A 17,055-nucleotide genomic window follows, 5' to 3' on the forward strand; every position below is an offset into this window, starting at 1 on the left:
CGCGCACCCTGTCCGGGTTTGCGCCGGCCGCGTCGCCTGACTTGTTTTGCCTTGGGCTTGCCTATTGGGGCTTGCCTACTGGGCCGCCACCGCTTCCGGAGTGCGGGCGGGAGCGGCGGACTGCGGCCGGCTGTAGCAGCCGGCGGTCTCGCCGCGCTGCTTCACCAGCGCCAGCACCACGTCGATGGTCGGCGTCGGCACGCCCACCATGCGGCCCATCTCCTGCACCACCGACAGCAGCGGATCGATCTCCATCGGCCGGCCGCGCTCCAGATCCTGGAGCATCGAGGTCTTGTGCGCGCCCACCGCGGCGGCGCCGTTGATGCGGCGCTCCACATCGACGCGGAAATGGACACCCAGCTTGTCGCCGATGTCCTTGGCCTCCAGCATCATCGCCTTGGCGACGGCGCGGGTGTCGGCATCGCCGCAGATGACCTCCAGCGTGCCGTGGGTCAGCGCGCTGATCGGGTTGAAGCAGAGGTTGCCCCACAGCTTCAGCCAGATCTCGTCGCGGATGCGGTCCAGCACCGGGGCGCGCAGGCCGCCGGCCTCCATCGCCTTCGACAGGGCGACGACGCGGTCCGACTTCGACCCGTCCGGCTCGCCGAGAGAGAATTTGTCGCCATAGACATGCTGGATGACGCCCGGCTCCACCACCTCGGTCGCCGGATAGACGACGCAGCCGATGGCGCGCTGCGGACCCAGCCCGTTCCACTGGACCGAACCCGGATCGACGGTTTCCAGTGTGCGGCCGTCGAACTCGCCGCCGGTGCCGTAGAAATACCAATAGGGAATGCCGTTGACCGCGGTGACGACGGCGGTGTCGTCACCGAGAAGCGGTTGCATCGCAGGCACGACACCGGGGACGGAGTGGGCCTTCAACGCGACGATCACATAATCCTGCGGGCCGAGTTCGGCCGGGTTGTCGGTGCAGCGGGGGTGGACGACGGTCTTCTCCTCCCCCATCAGCAAGGTGACGCCGTTTTCGCGCATCGCCGCCAGATGCGCGCCACGCGCCACCAGGCTGACTTCGGCACCTGCCTGATGCAGGCGAACGCCGAGGTAGCCGCCGATGGCCCCGGATCCGTAGATGCAGATCTTCATGCCGGATTCCCCTCTCCCCCGATTTCACTTTTTGAATGCTGTGGGGCTGGACGACGCCAGCCTGCCCGCACCGGCCGCATCCATCGGCTGACCGGTCGCTTTGCAGCGGCATCCAACAGTCTGTCGCGCAAACTGTGTCTGGAGTTTGGTATACCACATACCGTATGTCAATGCGGAATGTGGGGGCACGGTTGAGATTGCGGACGCCGGATACACCCCGTTCGGATCAGGCTCCCTTCGCGAAAAAGTACAGGGTCAGCACCGCTCCGATGATGACCACCAAGGTCTTCAAAAGCTTGGGATCGACCCGCTTCGCACCGATGGCGCCGGCATAGCCGCCGGCCACCGCCGCCAGGGCCATCGCCACGGTTTCCGGCCAGGACACCGCGCCGGCGACGATGAAGGTGCCGACCGCCGCCGCGTTCATCAGCATCGCCAGCAGAAGCCGCAGCCCGTTCATGGCGTGGATGTCGCGCAGCCCGAACAGGGTCAGCGCCGCCAGCATCAGGAAGCCGATGCCGCCGCCGAAATAGCCGCCATAGATCGAGATCAGGAACTGCACCACCAGCACGCTGCGTCCGCCCAGCCGCAGCCTGGACACGATGCCCGGCGCATAGGCGCCGATGGCGAACACGGCTGTCGCGAACAGCAGAAGCCAGGGCACGAAGCGGGCGAAGGTCGCGTTCGGCGTCACCAGCAGAAGCAGCGCGCCCACCAGCCCGCCGACGAGGCTGAGCGCGGCGAAGACCGGCACATTCACCTGGCCGCCGGCGGCGATCTCCCGCCGGTAGGCCCAGCTGCTGGCCGCCTGCCCCGGAAACAGTGCCACGGTGCTGGAGGCGTTGGCGGCCACCGGCGGCACCCCGGCGAACAGCAGGGCCGGAAAGGTGATGAAGGCGCCACCCCCGGCGACGGCGTTGAGCGCGCCGGAACAGAAGGCCGCCAGCATCAGGACAAGCATATCCAACATGACCGACCCACCCCTTTCGATCCGTGTTGACGGCACCAGCCGTATTCTGTATACAGAATATCAGTCTCCGAGCGTTCTCTGCCCGGACCTGTCAGTCGGGGGGCGCGGGTCGTGAATGCGGTTCACGGCCGGCCTCCCAAAACGCGACAAACCGACACCGGGACCAATGCGGTGGTCCCGATGCCGGTTTGTCGTTTTTCCGGCGGCAACTGTTCCGCCCTTATTGAGAGTTCCGGCTGGCCCCCCGGTCAACGGGAACTCTCTCGGCGGACGTTCCGCGGTGCTTTCAGTCGGCGCCCTCGGCCGCCAGCTTGCCGACCGGCTGGGTGGTGTCCTCGGCGATCTGGCGGGCACGCATCGGCTTCAGGACGAACAGGGCCATGAAGGCGGCGATGGCGTTGACCGCGGCAGCGAAGAAGAACACTGCCTGCCAGCTGCCGGTCGAAGACACGATCACGTTGGCGAAGGGAACGACCAGCGACGCGGTGCCCTTGGCGGTGTAGAGCAGGCCGGCGTTGGTGGTGGCGAACTTCGACCCGAAGCTGTCGGCGCAGCAGGACGGGAACAGGCTGTAGATCTCGCCCCAGGCAAAGAACACCAGACCGGTCAGGACGACGAAGGCGACCGGGTGCTGGCCCCACTGGTTCAGCGCCAGGATGCCGACCGCTTCGATGGCGAAGGCGACGAACATCGTGTTTTCACGGCCGATATGGTCGGACACCCAGCCGAAGAACGGACGGGTCACGCCGTTCAGCACGCGGTCGATGGTCAGCGCGAAGGTCAGCGCCGGCAGGGTCAGGCCCATGATGCTGACGGGCATGCCGTCGAGGTGGAAGTCCTTGGCGATCGGGCCGAGCTGGGCGGTGGCCATCAGACCGCCGGCGGCGACCATGACGAACATCAGGTACATCACCCAGAAGACCGGCGACTTCAGCGTCTCCTGCGGGGTGTAGTTGCGGCGGCTCTGAGCGATGTTGCTCTTGGTCTTCGGCAGCAGGGCCGGGTCGGCTTCCTTCAGGAACCAGGCCAGCGCGAAGACGATCAGGCCCTGGCCCAGACCGAACACCAGGAAGGTCTGCTCGAAGCCGGAGGTCTGGATCATGTTGGCGATCGGAACGACCGTCAGGGCGGAACCGGCGCCGAAGCCGGCGGCGGTCAGGCCGGCGGCCAGGCCGCGGCGATCCGGGAACCACTTCAGCGCGTTGCCGACGCAGGTGCCGTACACGGCGCCGGCACCGACACCGCCAACGGCCGCACCGATGTAGAGCAGCGCCAGCGAGTCGGCGAACGAATTGATGACCCAGGCCAGGGCGCACAGGATGCCACCGACCACGACGACGATGCGGGGACCGAACTTGTCGACGAACCAGCCCTCGACCGGCACCAGCCAGGTTTCGGTCACGACGAAAATGGTGAAGGCGATCTGAATGGCGGCACGGCCCCAATGATACTTTTCATCGATGGGGTTGACGAACAGCGTCCAGCCATATTGCAGGTTCGCAATCATCGACATACAGATCACGCCGATGACCAACTGCATCCAGCGGCCGCCGAGCGGTGCTCCCTGCGCCTCCGAATTCGTATGCTGCATCTTCTATCTCCTCCTAGGAAGCGGTTCTCTGCCGATTCGGGCGTCGCTTCTGTTTTGATGCTTTAGGCGTTTTCTTTGGGTGTCTTCTGAGATGCTTCGGAATTTGATGCTGTTGTTTGCTGTGAGTGGCAGCGCGGCGGGGATGCGGCCCCGGGGCGCTTCACTGCTGTGGGAGGCGGGTTTTCGCCCCCCGCCAAATCGGTGCGGTCCTGATCCGATCTGGAATTATCAATATGGTATACCAGATGCCGAATGCCGTGCAAGCGATTAGTGGAAGGCACGAACTGTTTCCGCAGGCTGCATTCGCCCTGTTGCGGGGCCTACGCCCGGCCATTGGTTTTCCGGCACGCGGAAAGTGTGGCAGGCCAGCTTTTGACCGGACAATCTACTGGCATATGGTATGCCAGTGCCGGGGACGTACCGTCGGCGCCGGCGCCCATCCGGGCAGAACCCATATTGATAAGGAGTCGACCGCCATGGACCAGCAGCAGAACATCGAGATCGTCGTGGCGCGTGACGATGCCGATATCGCCGCCAGCTACCCGATCATGAAGGAGCTGCGGACCCACATGACCGACCCCGAAGCCTACCGCGCGCAGATCCGCCGCCAGATGGACGACGGCTACAACCTCGCCCTGCTGCGGCTGGACGGCGAGATCGCCGGTTGCGGCGGCTTCCGCGTCCACGAGACGCTGTCGCGCGGCCGCTATATGTATGTCGAGGATCTGGTCACCAGCTCCGCCAAGCGCTCCTACGGGCTGGGCGACAAGCTGTTCGACTGGCTGGCCGGCGAGGCGCGGGAGCGCGGCTGCGCCCAGATGGAGATCATCTCCGGCATCCAGCGCGGCGAAGCCCACCGCTTCTACCACCGCAAGCGGATGACCATCAAAAGCTTCCAGCTGGTGCTGCCGCTCGCCTGACCGGGTGGAAATACCGAAGGCGAAAACGAAAAAGACGGCCCCGGGAGGCCGTCTTTCTCACGATGACAGGAAGGAAGAGCCACGGATCAGAAGGCGCGCGGGAAGCTCGCCCAGGCCGGACCCGGCGGCAGTTCGTCTTCCGGCTCCTTGAGATCGGCTTCGGTCGGGTTGGCGAGGCGAAGCGGCGCGGAGGAGAAATCGCGCTGCGACTTGCCCGCGTTGGCGATCTGCATCGACAGAATATAATGGACCGTGCCGCCGAAGACGGACAGCACAAGCGCCAGAACCAGCATTTCCAACATGTTCATCGCTCCAGTGTCTCGGTGGGGTGCTTTTTTTGTTTGATCGGCTTCGGCGTGACAGTTCCGTTATGACGCGATGCAGCAATTGGTTCAAGTTTTTTGGTATACAAGGTACATGATGCCGGACATGCGCATACCGCATGCCTTAGCTCATTTGCATGCATAACAAACATATCGCATTACGAACAGTATGGCTGTGCTGCATTGGTATCATGAGCCAACAGGGCGAGGTCCGTTGCGCTGCACCATCGTATGAGGCGGCCCGAAAAATTAGGGCCGCCGCCAACATTGGCCATCGAAATTGTTTGATTGGCGTACAGTATTTGGCATACCATATTCAAAGCACGACGCCCGGCCGGGCGCCCTGCCGGCCCTGAAGACGGGCCGCCCCACAGATGGCTTTCCCGCCAGCCGCAGCCGATCAGGAGTCCCGCCATGAAGGTCGAACACATCCTGCGCACCAAGCAAGCCCGCGTCGTCGCCGTGCGGACCAATGCGACGGTCGCCGACGCCATCCGCCTGATGAAGGCGGAGAACATCAGCGCCCTGGTCGTCAAGGACGTCTGCCGCACCGAAGGCAACACACTGGCCGGCGTCCTGTCGGAGCGCGACATCGTGCACGCCCTGCTGGAACGCGGCAGCTCGCTGATGGCGATGCCGGTGTCGCAGCTGATGACCCGCCAGCCGGTAACCTGCGCCCCGTCCGACAGCGTGCGGCAGGCCTTGCAACTGATGGAGCAGCACCACATCCGCCATCTTCCGGTTCTGGAGGACGGACATCTGGTCGGCGTCGTCAGCGCCCGCGACTTCACCCGGCTGCAATTGCAGGAGCTGGACGGCACGGTCACCGGGGTCGCGGAACCGCCGGCCGCCGCCACTTACGCCCACTGATCCGTCCCACCCGGCCGCCCCATCCGGGCCGCCCCACCCGACTGCGGCGCCGCCGGCACATCCAGTCCGGCGGCGCCTTTGCCATGGGAGTGCCCCTCTGTGACCACCCTGATCTTCACCCATCACGACTGCTTCGCGCATGACACCGGACCCGGCCATCCGGAGGCGCCGGAACGGCTGGCCGTGGTGTGGCAGGTGCTCGATCGGCCGGAGTTCCGCGATTTGGAGCGCCGGTCCGCGCCCGAAGCGGATGTGGAACAGCTGTCGCGCGTCCATGAGCGCTCTTACGTCGATGCGGTCCTGGCCGCGGTCCCGACCGACGGCTATCAGCGGCTGGACGGCGACACGCTGCTGTCGCCGGGGTCGCGCGGTGCGATCCTGCGCGCGGCCGGGTCGGTCTGCGCCGCGGTCGACGCCGTGCTGGCCGGCGGGGCGACCAACGCCTTCTGCGCGGTACGCCCCTGCGGCCACCATGCCGAACCCGCCCGCGCCATGGGATTCTGCGTCTTCAACAACATCGCCGTCGGAGCGGAGCATGCCCGCAAGATCCATGGGCTGACCCGTGTCGCGGTGGTCGATTTCGACGTGCATCACGGCAACGGCACCCAGGCGATGTTCGCCGACGACCCCAACCTGTTCTTCGCCTCGACCCACCAGTCGCCGCTCTATCCCGGCACCGGCAATTCCTGGGAGCGCGGCGTCGACGGCAACATCCTGAATCTGCCGCTTGAGCCCTACAGCGGCTCCGTCGAGTTCCGCCAGGCGGTGGAGCGCGTCATCCTGCCGGCGCTGGAGGCGTTCCAGCCGGAACTGCTGCTGATCTCCGCCGGTTTCGACGCCCACAAGCGCGATCCGCTGGCGCAGCTCGGCCTCACCAACGAGGATTTCGAATGGGTGACGCGCAAGCTGGTCGAGCTTGCCGACCGCGTCTGCGGCGGCCGGGTGGTGTCGGCGCTGGAGGGCGGCTATGACGCCACCGGTCTGGCGGAAGGCTGCGCCGCCCATCTGACGGCGCTGATGCGCGCCTAAAAGGGGGGCTATCAAGGGGGGGGCGTTCCCTCCCCTCTCGATCCCCTTCCCCTCAATCCGTCGCCAGCCCCACCCCGCACTCGCGCGCCCACTCCAGCAGCCGGGCGGTCGCGCCGTCCGGCGCCGGCCGCTGCAACGGGGCCGCCCCCAGAACCACGGCGCCATTGCTGCCGTCGATGGTCAGCAGGTCGCCGGTTCGGACGGTCACATCGCCGACCCGCATCGCCCCATCCTCGACATCGATGCGGAGCATGCGGGCGCCGCAGACGCAGGGCCGGCCCATGCCGCGGGCCACCGTGGCGGCGTGGCTGGTGAAGCCGCCGCGGGCGGTGACGATTCCGACGGCGGCGTGCATGCCGTGGATGTCCTCCGGCGAGGTTTCCGGCCGGCACAGGATCACCGGCGCCCCGCCGCGCGCCAGCCGCACCGCGTCGTCGGTGGTGAAGGCGGCCCGGCCGGTGGCCGCACCGGGCGAGGCCGGCAGGCCGGTGGCGATGGCCGCCGCCAGCGCGTCGGCCGTCAGGGTCGGGCGCAGCAGTTCGTCCAGCGCCTGCGGATCGACGCGGCGCACCGCCTCGTCGCGGGTGACGATCCCCTCCTCCGCCAGATCGACGGCGATGCGGACCGCCGCCTCGGACGACCGCTTGCCGCTGCGCGATTGCAGTATGAACAGGCGCCCGCCCTCCACCGTGAACTCGATGTCCTGCATGTCGGCGAAGGCACGCTCCAGCCGCTCCGCCACCGCGCACAGCTCGGCATAGACGGCCGGCAGGCGGCGCTCCATCGAACGGTCGGCGTTGGGTTCGCCAGAGTTGAGTTGTCCGGCGCTCAGCGGGTCGGGGTCGCAGGTGCCGGACACCACGTCCTCGCCCTGGGCGTCGGCAAGGAACTCGCCGCACAGGCCGGGCACGCCGGTGGAGGGGTCGCGGGTGAACAGCACGCCGGTGCCCGAATCCGGCCCGCGGTTGCCGAACACCATCGCCTGGACCGTCACCGCCGTTCCCAGATCCTCCGGAACGTCGTGCAGGGCGCGGAACGCCACCGCCCGCGGGTTCATCCAGGAGCGGAACACCGCCGCCACCGCCTGCCGCAGCTGCTCGGCGGGATCCTGGGGGAACGGCCGGCCGCAGCGGGTTTCCACCAGCCGCAGGAAGGACGGAAGCAGGCTGCGCCAGTCCTCCGCCGTCAGGTCGCCGTCGCGCTGGAGCGCCCGCTCCTCCTTGTGCTCGTCCAGCAGCGCCTCGAACCGGTGGCCGGGCACGCCCATCACCACGCAGCCGAAGGACTGGACCAAGCGGCGATAGCAGTCATAGGCGAAGCGCGCGTCGCCCGATGTCGCCGCCAGCCCTTCGACGCTGCGGTCGTTGAGACCGAGATTGAGGATGCTGTCCATCATGCCGGGCATCGACACCGCGGCGCCGGAGCGGACCGACAGCAGCAGCGGACGCCCGGCATCGCCGAAACGCCCCCCGGCCTGCCGTTCCAGCGCCAGGATGGCGCCGTCGATCCGCTCGATCAGGCCGGCCGGCAGCGCATCCTGCGCCCCCAGCCCGCGCCCGGCCTCCGCGGCGATGACGAAGCCCGGCGGCACCGGGATGCCCAGCGCCGCCATCTCCACCAGACGCGCGCCCTTGTTGCCCAGCCGCCCGACATCGGCCCGGCCATCGCCAAGCCCGGCCCAGAAGGGAACGATCACGTCCGGTACGGCCGCCAGGAGGACAGCGGCCGGATGGCGGAGCGGGGCGATGTCGGGAGCGGTCAGGCTGTTCATGATGCACTCAACATGGGTTCGGCCGGCCCGTCGAAGGCCATCAGACGCAGCAGCCGGTGCAGTCCATCCGGATCGTCGTTCTTCCTGTCCGCAGTCCGGGCAAGATGCGCCCGCTGCCCGTCGCCGGGTCCGCCGGCACGGACGACGCCGTCGCTAAACAGCCGCAGCAGCGGTTCGGCCCGCGCGCAGGCCGCATCGCTGCCGCCGAGATCGATGGTAAAGCCGGGAGCGAGTGGCGCATCGGCCGCCAGGACCCCCATGCCGGACAGCCGCGCGGCGTTGGCCGAAGCCTCGGACGGCGGGATGCGGGACAGGTCGATCACCAGCGTGCCCGGCGGCAGGGCGCCGGCAAAGCCGTCATTGGCGAAACGGGCGTCGCCGAACAGGGCGGCCTCGACCGCGCGGACATCGGGCAACAGCATCATCACGACGTCGCATATCCCGGCCTGGTCACGGAACGCGCTGCGGCCATGGCGGTCGTGGTGCAGCCGGTGCCCGGCCTGCCGCAGCCTTTCCATGATCGCATCGGCCATCTCCCCGTTTCCGACGAACCCGACATCCATTGCGCGATCCTCCTGCTTCCGCCCCCGCCGCCGTTTCCCTCAGCGGGATCCGGCGCCCTGCGTCAGTCTGGAGATTGATTGCGCATTCCGCGTCGCACAATAGCACCATCGCGCAATTTTCACATCGCGGAAACCCGTCCCGACTTACCTAATCTTACCCAAGCCTAACATGTTCGGCCGGGGTCTCCAGTGGCGAAAAGCCGCAGTCCTCCGGAATGCGGAGCACGGGACCGGACGGGGTTTCCACCAGCTGCGGCACGATCGGCGGCGGGATTCCCTGTCCGGGGCCCCATCCGGGACAGGCAAGGGCCATCGCCGCCGCCCTGTCGGCACAGCCCGCCAGCCGCAGCAGGGTCATCCGGGTGGCGTAGACCAGCCGCCGCTGTCCGGCCCCGGCCTCCGCCAGAAGGCGGCGCGGGCTTGCCCACAGGGTGCCGACCGCCTCTTCGCCGTCGCAGACCGGTTGCTGTCCCTCCGGTGCCGGGGCCAGATAGAACAGCGTGTCGAAGCGGCGCGGCAGCATCTCCGGTGTCACCCAGCGCGCCAGCGGCGCCATCCGGTCGAGGGCGGGAACAGCGCCCGCCCGCGCCAGCGCCGCGGCGAATCCCTCCCCCGCCGCCAGCGCGCGGCGCAGCTCGTCGAGGGTACCGGGCGCAAGGGGATCGCGGCACAGCAGCACGCCGCATTCCTCCGCGCACTCCCGCAAGGCGGCGACGCGGTGGGCCAGATCGGCCGGCGGGTCTCCATCCGGCCTGAGACGGCGCCAGAGGCTGTGCCAATGCGGATCATGGTCCATCGCCTCCATCCGCCCGCCGGGGAAGACGGTGGCGCCGGGGGCGAAACGCAGGGCGGCGTGGCGTTCCATCACCAGCAGTTCCAGCCCGTCAGGCCCAGCGGACGGCACATCCCGCATCAGGATCAGCGTGGCGGCGGGATGGGCTGGAACGGGGCTTTGCGGCGCGGTCTCGGGCATGCCCCAGTGTCGCCGACAGGCGGGCCGGCTGTCCATGTGCCGCGGGTGGAACCACTCTCACGATGCGGAATAAGGATCGGGCGCCGTTTGACCGTCCGGCCTAGGACTTCCAGCATCGGGCCAACACCGAACCCCAACTCATCATCGTTCGCCAGTCCCGCCCCTTTTTGCAAAGGGCCGGGCGGAGGAAGGCTGTCGTCATGCCGTTTCACCGCAGCACAAAGATCGTCGCCACGCTGGGTCCCGCCAGCTCGTCGGAAAGCCAGATCACGGCGCTCGCCCGGGCGGGCGTGAATGTCTTCCGCCTGAACGCCAGCCACGGCACCCAGGCCGAACATGCGGAGCGCTTCGCCCGCATCCGTGCCGCCGAAAAGACCGTTGGCCGGCCGATCGGCGTCCTGCTCGACCTCCAGGGGCCGAAGCTGCGGGTCGGCACCTTCGGCTTCGGGCCGGTGGATCTCGCCATCGGCGACCGTTTCCGCCTGGATCTCGACCGCCGGCCGGGCGACAGCCGCCGCGTCTGCCTGCCCCATCCGGAGGTTTTCGCCAGCCTGGAAGCCGGCCTGGACCTGCTGCTGAACGACGGCCGCATCCGGCTGCGCGTTCTGGACTGCGGCCCCGACTTCGCGGAGACCGAGGTGGTGGCCGGCGGCACCCTGTCCGACCGCAAGGGCGTCAATGTGCCGGGTGCGGCACTCGCCCTGAGTGCCTTGTCGGAGAAGGACCGCAGCGACCTCGCCTTCGGGCTCGACCTCGGGATGGACTGGATCGGCCTCAGCTTCGTCCAGCGGCCGGAGGACATCCTGGAAGCGCGCGAGCTGATCGGCAACCGGGCGCATGTGATGACCAAGATCGAGAAGCCGGCAGCATTGCCGACGCTCGACCGCATCATCGAACTGTCCGACGCGGTGATGGTGGCGCGCGGCGACCTCGGCGTCGAACTGCCGCCGGAGGATGTGCCGGGCCTGCAGAAGAAGATGATCCGGCTCAGCCGCGCCATGGGCAAGCCGGTGATCGTCGCCACCCAGATGCTGGAATCCATGGTGTCGGAGCCGACCCCGACCCGGGCCGAGGCGTCCGACGTCGCCAACGCCGTCTATGACGGGGCCGATGCGGTGATGCTGAGTGCGGAGTCCGCCTCCGGCCGCTATCCGGTGGAGGCGGTGGCGATGATGGAGCGCATCGTCCGCCGGGTGGAGGGCGACCCGCTCTACCGCCGCATCATGGATGCCGACCATCCCAGCCCGGAGGCGACGGCCCCCGACGCGCTGACCGCCGCGGCGCGACAGGTCGCGGAAACCATCAGCGCCGCCGCCATCGTCACCTACACCACCACCGGCTCGACCACGCTGCGCGCCTCGCGCGAGCGGCCCAGCGTGCCGATCCTCGGCCTCAGCGCCAACGAGGCGACGGCGCGGCGGCTGTCGCTGGCCTGGGGCGTCCATGCCGTGCTGACCGACGACGTGGCGAATTTCTCGGAGATGGTCGGCCGTGCGCTGACGGCGGCGGCGGAGACCGGCATCGGCAAGTCCGGCCAGTCGCTGGTGGTCACCGCCGGCGTTCCCTTCGGAACACCGGGCAAGACCAATTCCCTGCGGGTGGTGACCATCGACGGCGACGATGTGCCGAAGCTGGAGACGGCGCAGAGGGAGGCGGCGACGGTCTGAGTCCTGGCTGCGGTCAGGGCGGCGGGAACCGCCCTGGCCTGCTCCTCACTCCCAAACACTCATTCCCGGACATTCACTCCAGAAAATCGCAGTGCTTCTCCACATGCGCGGCCAGACCCATGGTGTGCTCGCGCACCAGCCGTTCGGCGAGGTTGGCGTCGCGGTCCTCCAGGGCCTTGATGATGGCGCGGTGGTCGTGGATGGAGCGCTCGGCCCGGTCCTCCTGGCCGATGGTCAGCTTGCGGATCGCCCGCATGTGGATGAACAGGTTGTCGGTGACGTCCTGGATCAGCTTCGATCCGCTCAGCTGGATGATGCTCTTGTGGAAGGCGATGTTGGCGTCGGAATATTCGCCGACATGGTCCTTCGGGCTGCGCTGCTCGAAGCTGCCGAACAGGTCCCACAGCTTGTGGATCTCGGCGGCCGGGGCATGTTCGGCGGCCATGCGGGCGGCCATGCTCTCCAGCGCGGCCCAGACCTGGATCATCTCGACGATCTCGGTCTTGGTCTTGCGGACGACGAAGATGCCGCGGCGCGGCTGAAGGCGGATGAAGCCTTCCTGCTCCAGCAGGGTCAGCGCCTCGCGGATCGGGGTGCGGCTGACGCCGAGCTTGTCGCTGAGCTGCCGCTCGTCCAGCCGGATCTCGCGGTCATGGTCGTAGATGTCCATCTCCGTGATCGCCTGCTTCAGCGCGTGATAGACCTGACTGCGGAAGGTGGTTCCGGTGTCGAGGGGCTGGACGTTGAGAGCGGGAAAGGTCATGGAGTGGATGTCCTCATGTCTCGCCGGACGTTGCGGCGCCGCCAGGCGGGTCCCCGGTTCGGGACCTTCGGCGTTTTCGTATCCTACATACCAGATGCATGCAAGGCGCTGAAATGTCCAGGGGGACAGGCGTGAAGCGCGCCGACGGCCGGCTTCAGCGCGGCAGATCGGCCCCCGCCGGCGCCAGCGCCGCCAGCAGAGGCTTCAGCGCCTGCGCATCGCGCATCGCCAGCCCCATCACCGCAATGCCCGCGGCCCCGGCCGCCCGGCATCCGGCCACCGCATCCGCCCGGTCGAGACCGCCCAGCCCGATCACCGCCATGCTGCATCGCCCCCCGATATCCACCCATCGCCGCAGGCCCGCCTCGCCCAGGCAAGGCCCGTAGCCCGGCTTGCTGGCGGAGGGGAAAACCGGTGAGACGGTCACGTAATCGACCTGCCCGGCCGCCCGCTCCATCGCCGCCGCACCGTCCGAGTCGTGGAGCGACAGCCCGATCAGTGCCCCGGCCCCCAGCAGCGCACGCGCCGCCGCCGGATCGCCGCCGGCGGGCAGATGCACCCCGTCCACGCCGGCCGCAGCGGCCAGCGCCGGGTCGCCATGCAGGGTGATGCGGGCTCCCCACGGACGGGCGCACGCAATCAATGCGCGAGCCAGATCCAGCCTTTCCCTTTCGGGCAAATCCTTGTCCCGCAAGGAAAGCCAACGCACGCCGCAGGCGAACAGACGCTCCGCCACCTGCGGCAGCGGCCGGTCGGCCAGCCTGCGGTCGGTGATCGCCAGCAGCGGCGGCTCAGGCAATGACATGGGATGTAAGGCGGGGCGTGAAATGGGACCGCGTCCTTCGGTTGGGCCGGTCATCATCGCAGGGCCCGTCTCTTTCGGCCAGTCCCGGGACGGTCATTTTCCCATCCTGCGGAAATCCAGCGGATACAAATCGACAATCCGCATGACCGTTGTCCGTCCGGCAAATGGTTCGTATTGACATCATCCGTCAAACTGATGATCGTAGAGGCGGGCATGGGGCATTTGGCATGCCAGCAACCCCAAGTTGGTGGTGGAGAGCCTCAGCCCGTCGCCTTTTTTCCGGACCGGACATGAAACCAACAACGCGGCCACACGGGAGCCCGAGGTCCGGCAATCCGAACGAAACATGTCGCCGAACAGAACATGTCGGGTGCAATGGGGAGGAAGGACATGGTGCGTGACACGCACGGCAATACGGCCCAGGTCGCACCCTGGGGCGGGCGCTGGATGCAGTTGGCCATCGGCATCGTCTGCATGTCGATGATCGCCAACCTGCAATATGGCTGGACCCTGTTCGTCGAGCCGATCGACGACAAGCATGGCTGGGGCCGCACCGCGATCCAGGTGGCCTTCACCATCTTCATCGTCACCGAAACCTGGCTGGTGCCGGTCGAGGGCTGGTTCGTCGACAGGTTCGGTCCGCGCATCGTCGTGCTGGTGGGCGGCGCGCTGTGCGCCCTGTCCTGGGCCTTGAACGCGGTGGCGGATTCGCTGACCCTGCTCTATCTCGCCGCGGTGATCGGCGGCATCGGCGCCGGCGGTGTCTATGGCACCTGCGTCGGCAATGCGCTGAAATGGTTCCCCGACCGCCGCGGGCTGGCCGCCGGCCTGACCGCCGCCGGCTTCGGCGCCGGCTCCGCCCTCACCGTCGTGCCGATCGCCACCATGATCGAGACCTCCGGTTTCGAGAACACCTTCATGACCTTCGGGCTGGGCCAGGGGATGGTCATCCTGGTGCTGGCTTGGTTCATGGCCGACCCCCCGAAGCACGGCTATGGGCAGGCGCGCGGCGGCACCGCCCCGCAGCGCCGCCATTACACCCCGCAGGAGATGCTGCGGACGCCGGTCTTCTGGATCATGTACGGCATGTTCACCATGGTCGCCGCCGGCGGTCTGATGGTGACGGCCCAGCTCGGCCCCATCGCCACCGACATGGGGCTGATCGACGCCCCGGTCAGCATCCTGGGCCTGACCCTGCCGGCGCTGACCTTCGCACTGTCCATCGACCGGGTGATGAACGGCATCACGCGGCCCTTCTTCGGCTGGGTGTCCGACCATATCGGGCGCGAGAACACCATGTTCATCGCCTTCACCATCGAGGCGGTGGGCGTGATGGCGCTCAGCGCATACGGTGCCGACCCGGTCGCCTTCGTCATCCTGACCGGTCTGGTGTTCTTCGCCTGGGGCGAGATCTTCAGCCTGTTCCCGGCCTGCTGCGGCGACACCTTCGGGTCGCGCTTCGCCGCCACCAACGCCGGGCTGCTCTACACCGCCAAGGGCGTCGCCGCGCTGCTGGTGCCCGTCGGCAACCTGATGGTCGAGGCGACCGGGAGCTGGCAGACCGTCTTCTACAGCGTCGCCATCGTCAACGCGCTGGCCGCCTTCCTCGCCCTATTCGTCCTGAAGCCGCTGCGCGCCCGCTATGTCGCGGCGGCCACCAGCGCCGCCCCGCGCCTGACCACCCGGCTGGCCGACTGAGAACCAAGGCGCAGTTGCAAGAGCCGCCCGGTCTCCACCGTAGACAGTCCGTGGGGGCCGGGCGGCCTCTTTTGGAAGCGTGCTACCTGACCACCATCCGGTCGAGCAGGATTTCCCTCACCCGCACGCCGCGCAGTTCGCGGTCGAGGACCCCGGCAATCGTGCTCTTCATCAGCATCGCCCCGTCGGCCCCGGTCAGCTGCTGCGGGTCGAGTTGGCGCAGGCGGTCGGACAGCCGGTCGGTGATGCGGGGGACATAGGGGTCGGCCACCTTGCCGTCCACCGACGGGTCGATCTCCAGCAGCACCTTGACGTCCACCATCCGGGCATCGTTGCCGCCCAGGCTGAAGGTCATCAGCGGCAGCGCCGCGTATTTCTTGTCGGGTCCCAGCTGTGTCTGGGAGGCCGGGGGGCGGTTGCGGGTGGCGACCAAAGCGGCGGTGGCCCCCAACGCCGCCAGCACCAGCAGCAGGCCGGTCAGAAGGATTGGCATCAGGGAAACCGTTTCCCCCTGCCGGTTGCGACGAACGAGCCGCAAAGTGGCCTTTCCGCCCCCATCGCGGGGGCCACGAAACCCATCGGGGATCCTGCCTATCCGGGAATGCTAGGCGCACAACAAATGCCGGTCAAATGCCGATCATGCCGGCCACTGCCAATGTTCAGGCTCCCAATGTTGGGGCACCAATCTTCGTCCGTTCAGCCGGCGGGGATCACCGGCACATTGTCGATCAGCCGGGCCTTGCCCATCCAGGCGGCGGCCAGCAGGCGGGCGGGCCGGGTGACGGCGCTCACCGGCTCCAGCGTTTCGGCGTCGCGCAGTTCGACATAATCGATGGTGCCGAAGCCGGCCTCGGCAATGCGGCCACGGATGCCGGTCAGCGCGCCATCGACCTCCGCCCCTCCCGCCAGCGCGGCGGCGGCGGCGGTCAGCGCCCGGTTCAGTTCGGGCGCGCGGGCACGCTCGTCGGCACTGAGATAGGCGTTGCGCGAGGACATGGCGAGCCCGTCGGCCTCGCGCACCGTCGGCAGCCCCTCGACCCGGACGGGAATGTCGAGGTCGCGGGTGAAGCGGCGGATCACCATCAGCTGCTGGTAATCCTTCTCGCCGAACACCGCCACGTCGGGCAGGGCCTGGAGGAACAGCTTGGTCACCACCAGCGCCACGCCGCCGAACATCTGCGGCCGGAAGGTCCCGCACAGTCCCTCCGCCGGACCGCCGACCGAAATGGCGGTGGCGAAGCCCTGCGGATACATGGCGCGCACGGTCGGCGCATAGAGCGCGTGGCAGCCGGCCGAGGCCAGCTTGGCGGCATCGCCGCCTTCATCGCGCGGGTAGCGGTCGAAATCCTCGTGCGGGGCGAACTGGGTCGGGTTGACGAAGACGCTGGCGACCACCCGGTCGGCCAGTTCGCGACCGCGCCGGATGAGGTCCAGATGGCCGTCATGCAGGGCGCCCATGGTCGGCACCAGTGCGACGGTCAACCCCTCCCGGCGCCAGGCGGCGACCTGGGACCGCAGATCCTCGACCGTCCGCAGGATCGGCAGAGTGCCGGCGGACAGGGTGCCGATCGGATTGGAAGACGACGGGGCGGCGGTCGGTGTCATGGCGTCGGTCCTTGGCACAGCGAAACGGGCGCTGGATACCCCGACGGACCGTTCCTGTCCAGAAAAGCTTTCCGCAGGACAGACTGTTGCCGAACCGTCATGGTTCGGCACCCGCGGCGGAGAGGGCGACCTCCCTCTCCGCCGCGGTTTCGGATTGGCGCTCGCCTATCGCAACTTGACGATCAGCGCTTGGCCATCAGGCTTGCCCATCAACGCTTGAAGGTGATGCCGACGAGATAGGCCAGGTTCGCCCAGGCCAGCAGCGTCGCCAGCAGCGCGGTGAAAGACGGCACCAGAATCACCGAACCGATGATGACGGCCAGGACGGCGACCAGAAGGGCGAGAGACAGCAAAGCGATACGGGTATCGTCCATGTGAGTTGGCTTTCCGAAGCGGGTGACAG

General features: G+C 67.9%; 17 protein-coding genes. 5 read left to right on the forward strand and 12 right to left on the reverse strand.

Translation table 11 applies throughout. The annotated features are described in order from the left end of the window. Nucleotides 1–75: 75 nt before the first annotated feature. The 3 genes from ABNQ40_RS13675 to oxlT (ABNQ40_RS13685) form a co-directional block, all read right to left on the reverse strand. On the reverse strand, nt 76–1,104 hold the full coding sequence (locus tag ABNQ40_RS13675; protein WP_109046922.1) for a 2-dehydropantoate 2-reductase: 1,029 nt from the start codon (nt 1,102–1,104) through the stop codon (nt 76–78). 226 nt (nt 1,105–1,330) lie between these two features. Beyond that, a complete protein-coding gene (locus tag ABNQ40_RS13680) occupies nt 1,331–2,074 on the reverse strand; it encodes a sulfite exporter TauE/SafE family protein (RefSeq protein ID WP_109046921.1) in 744 nt (247 codons plus the stop codon). 286 nt (nt 2,075–2,360) lie between these two features. Further along, nucleotides 2,361–3,665 carry an oxalate/formate MFS antiporter gene (gene oxlT, locus ABNQ40_RS13685; protein ID WP_098737469.1) on the reverse strand — a complete coding sequence of 435 codons (1,305 nt, stop codon included), beginning with the start codon at nt 3,663–3,665 and terminating at the stop codon, nt 2,361–2,363. A gap of 476 nt (nt 3,666–4,141) precedes the next feature. Between oxlT (ABNQ40_RS13685) and ABNQ40_RS13690 the strand changes: the two genes are divergently transcribed. Next, entirely contained in the window at nt 4,142–4,585 is a 444-nt protein-coding gene (locus tag ABNQ40_RS13690; protein WP_085084000.1) for a GNAT family N-acetyltransferase, read from the forward strand. Between the two features lie 86 nt (nt 4,586–4,671). Here ABNQ40_RS13690 and ABNQ40_RS13695 read toward each other — a convergent pair whose 3' ends face one another. Further along, a complete protein-coding gene (locus ABNQ40_RS13695; RefSeq protein ID WP_098737466.1) occupies nt 4,672–4,893 on the reverse strand; it encodes a hypothetical protein in 222 nt (73 codons plus the stop codon). A gap of 429 nt (nt 4,894–5,322) precedes the next feature. Between ABNQ40_RS13695 and ABNQ40_RS13700 the strand changes: the two genes are divergently transcribed. Then, a complete protein-coding gene (locus ABNQ40_RS13700; RefSeq protein WP_109046920.1) occupies nt 5,323–5,778 on the forward strand; it encodes a CBS domain-containing protein in 456 nt (151 codons plus the stop codon). A gap of 99 nt (nt 5,779–5,877) precedes the next feature. Beyond that, a complete protein-coding gene (locus tag ABNQ40_RS13705) occupies nt 5,878–6,807 on the forward strand; it encodes a histone deacetylase family protein (protein WP_109046919.1) in 930 nt (309 codons plus the stop codon). A gap of 52 nt (nt 6,808–6,859) precedes the next feature. Here the strand turns inward: ABNQ40_RS13705 and ABNQ40_RS13710 are convergent, their stop codons facing one another. The 3 genes from ABNQ40_RS13710 to ABNQ40_RS13720 form a co-directional block, all read right to left on the reverse strand. Next, a complete protein-coding gene (locus tag ABNQ40_RS13710; protein ID WP_109046918.1) occupies nt 6,860–8,578 on the reverse strand; it encodes a pyruvate, phosphate dikinase in 1,719 nt (572 codons plus the stop codon). Then, nucleotides 8,575–9,141 carry an NAD(P)-binding domain-containing protein gene (locus tag ABNQ40_RS13715; RefSeq protein WP_109046917.1) on the reverse strand — a complete coding sequence of 189 codons (567 nt, stop codon included), beginning with the start codon at nt 9,139–9,141 and terminating at the stop codon, nt 8,575–8,577. Before ABNQ40_RS13715 ends, ABNQ40_RS13710 begins: the two co-directional genes overlap by 4 nt. 154 nt (nt 9,142–9,295) lie before the next feature. Continuing rightward, nucleotides 9,296–10,114, reverse strand: coding sequence for an NUDIX hydrolase (locus tag ABNQ40_RS13720; RefSeq protein WP_109046916.1), 819 nt, complete (start codon nt 10,112–10,114; stop codon nt 9,296–9,298). 200 nt (nt 10,115–10,314) lie between these two features. On the opposite strand from ABNQ40_RS13720, the gene pyk reads away from it, so the two are divergent. Further along, on the forward strand, nt 10,315–11,781 hold the full coding sequence (gene pyk / locus ABNQ40_RS13725) for a pyruvate kinase (RefSeq protein ID WP_109046915.1): 1,467 nt from the start codon (nt 10,315–10,317) through the stop codon (nt 11,779–11,781). Nucleotides 11,782–11,854: 73 nt separating this feature from the next. On the opposite strand, the gene ABNQ40_RS13730 is transcribed toward pyk, so the two are convergent. Both ABNQ40_RS13730 and ABNQ40_RS13735 read right to left on the reverse strand, forming a co-directional pair. Continuing rightward, nucleotides 11,855–12,544: a GntR family transcriptional regulator gene (locus tag ABNQ40_RS13730; RefSeq protein WP_098737452.1), complete on the reverse strand. Its 690-nt coding sequence runs from the start codon at nt 12,542–12,544 to the stop codon at nt 11,855–11,857. Between the two features lie 154 nt (nt 12,545–12,698). Then, nucleotides 12,699–13,349, reverse strand: a complete 651-nt coding sequence (locus ABNQ40_RS13735) for a thiamine phosphate synthase (RefSeq protein WP_109046914.1) — start codon at nt 13,347–13,349, stop codon at nt 12,699–12,701. Between the two features lie 390 nt (nt 13,350–13,739). Between ABNQ40_RS13735 and oxlT (ABNQ40_RS13740) the strand changes: the two genes are divergently transcribed. After that, a complete protein-coding gene (oxlT, locus tag ABNQ40_RS13740) occupies nt 13,740–15,047 on the forward strand; it encodes an oxalate/formate MFS antiporter (protein WP_109046913.1) in 1,308 nt (435 codons plus the stop codon). Between the two features lie 82 nt (nt 15,048–15,129). Here the strand turns inward: oxlT (ABNQ40_RS13740) and ABNQ40_RS13745 are convergent, their stop codons facing one another. From ABNQ40_RS13745 to ABNQ40_RS13755, 3 genes are all read right to left on the reverse strand, one after another. Then, nucleotides 15,130–15,540 carry a flagellar basal body-associated FliL family protein gene (locus ABNQ40_RS13745; RefSeq protein ID WP_109046912.1) on the reverse strand — a complete coding sequence of 137 codons (411 nt, stop codon included), beginning with the start codon at nt 15,538–15,540 and terminating at the stop codon, nt 15,130–15,132. A gap of 203 nt (nt 15,541–15,743) precedes the next feature. Next, the gene (gene panC, locus ABNQ40_RS13750) at nt 15,744–16,652 is read right to left on the reverse strand and encodes a pantoate--beta-alanine ligase (RefSeq protein ID WP_109046911.1); all 909 of its coding nucleotides are present in this window, start codon (nt 16,650–16,652) and stop codon (nt 15,744–15,746) included. A gap of 209 nt (nt 16,653–16,861) precedes the next feature. Beyond that, complete coding sequence (locus tag ABNQ40_RS13755; protein ID WP_098737443.1) at nt 16,862–17,026, reverse strand: sugar tyrosine-protein kinase; 165 nt, start codon at nt 17,024–17,026, stop codon at nt 16,862–16,864. Nucleotides 17,027–17,055 lie beyond the last annotated feature (29 nt).

Source organism: Azospirillum sp. A23, assembly GCF_042938965.1.
GTDB lineage: Bacteria > Pseudomonadota > Alphaproteobacteria > Azospirillales > Azospirillaceae > Azospirillum > Azospirillum melinis.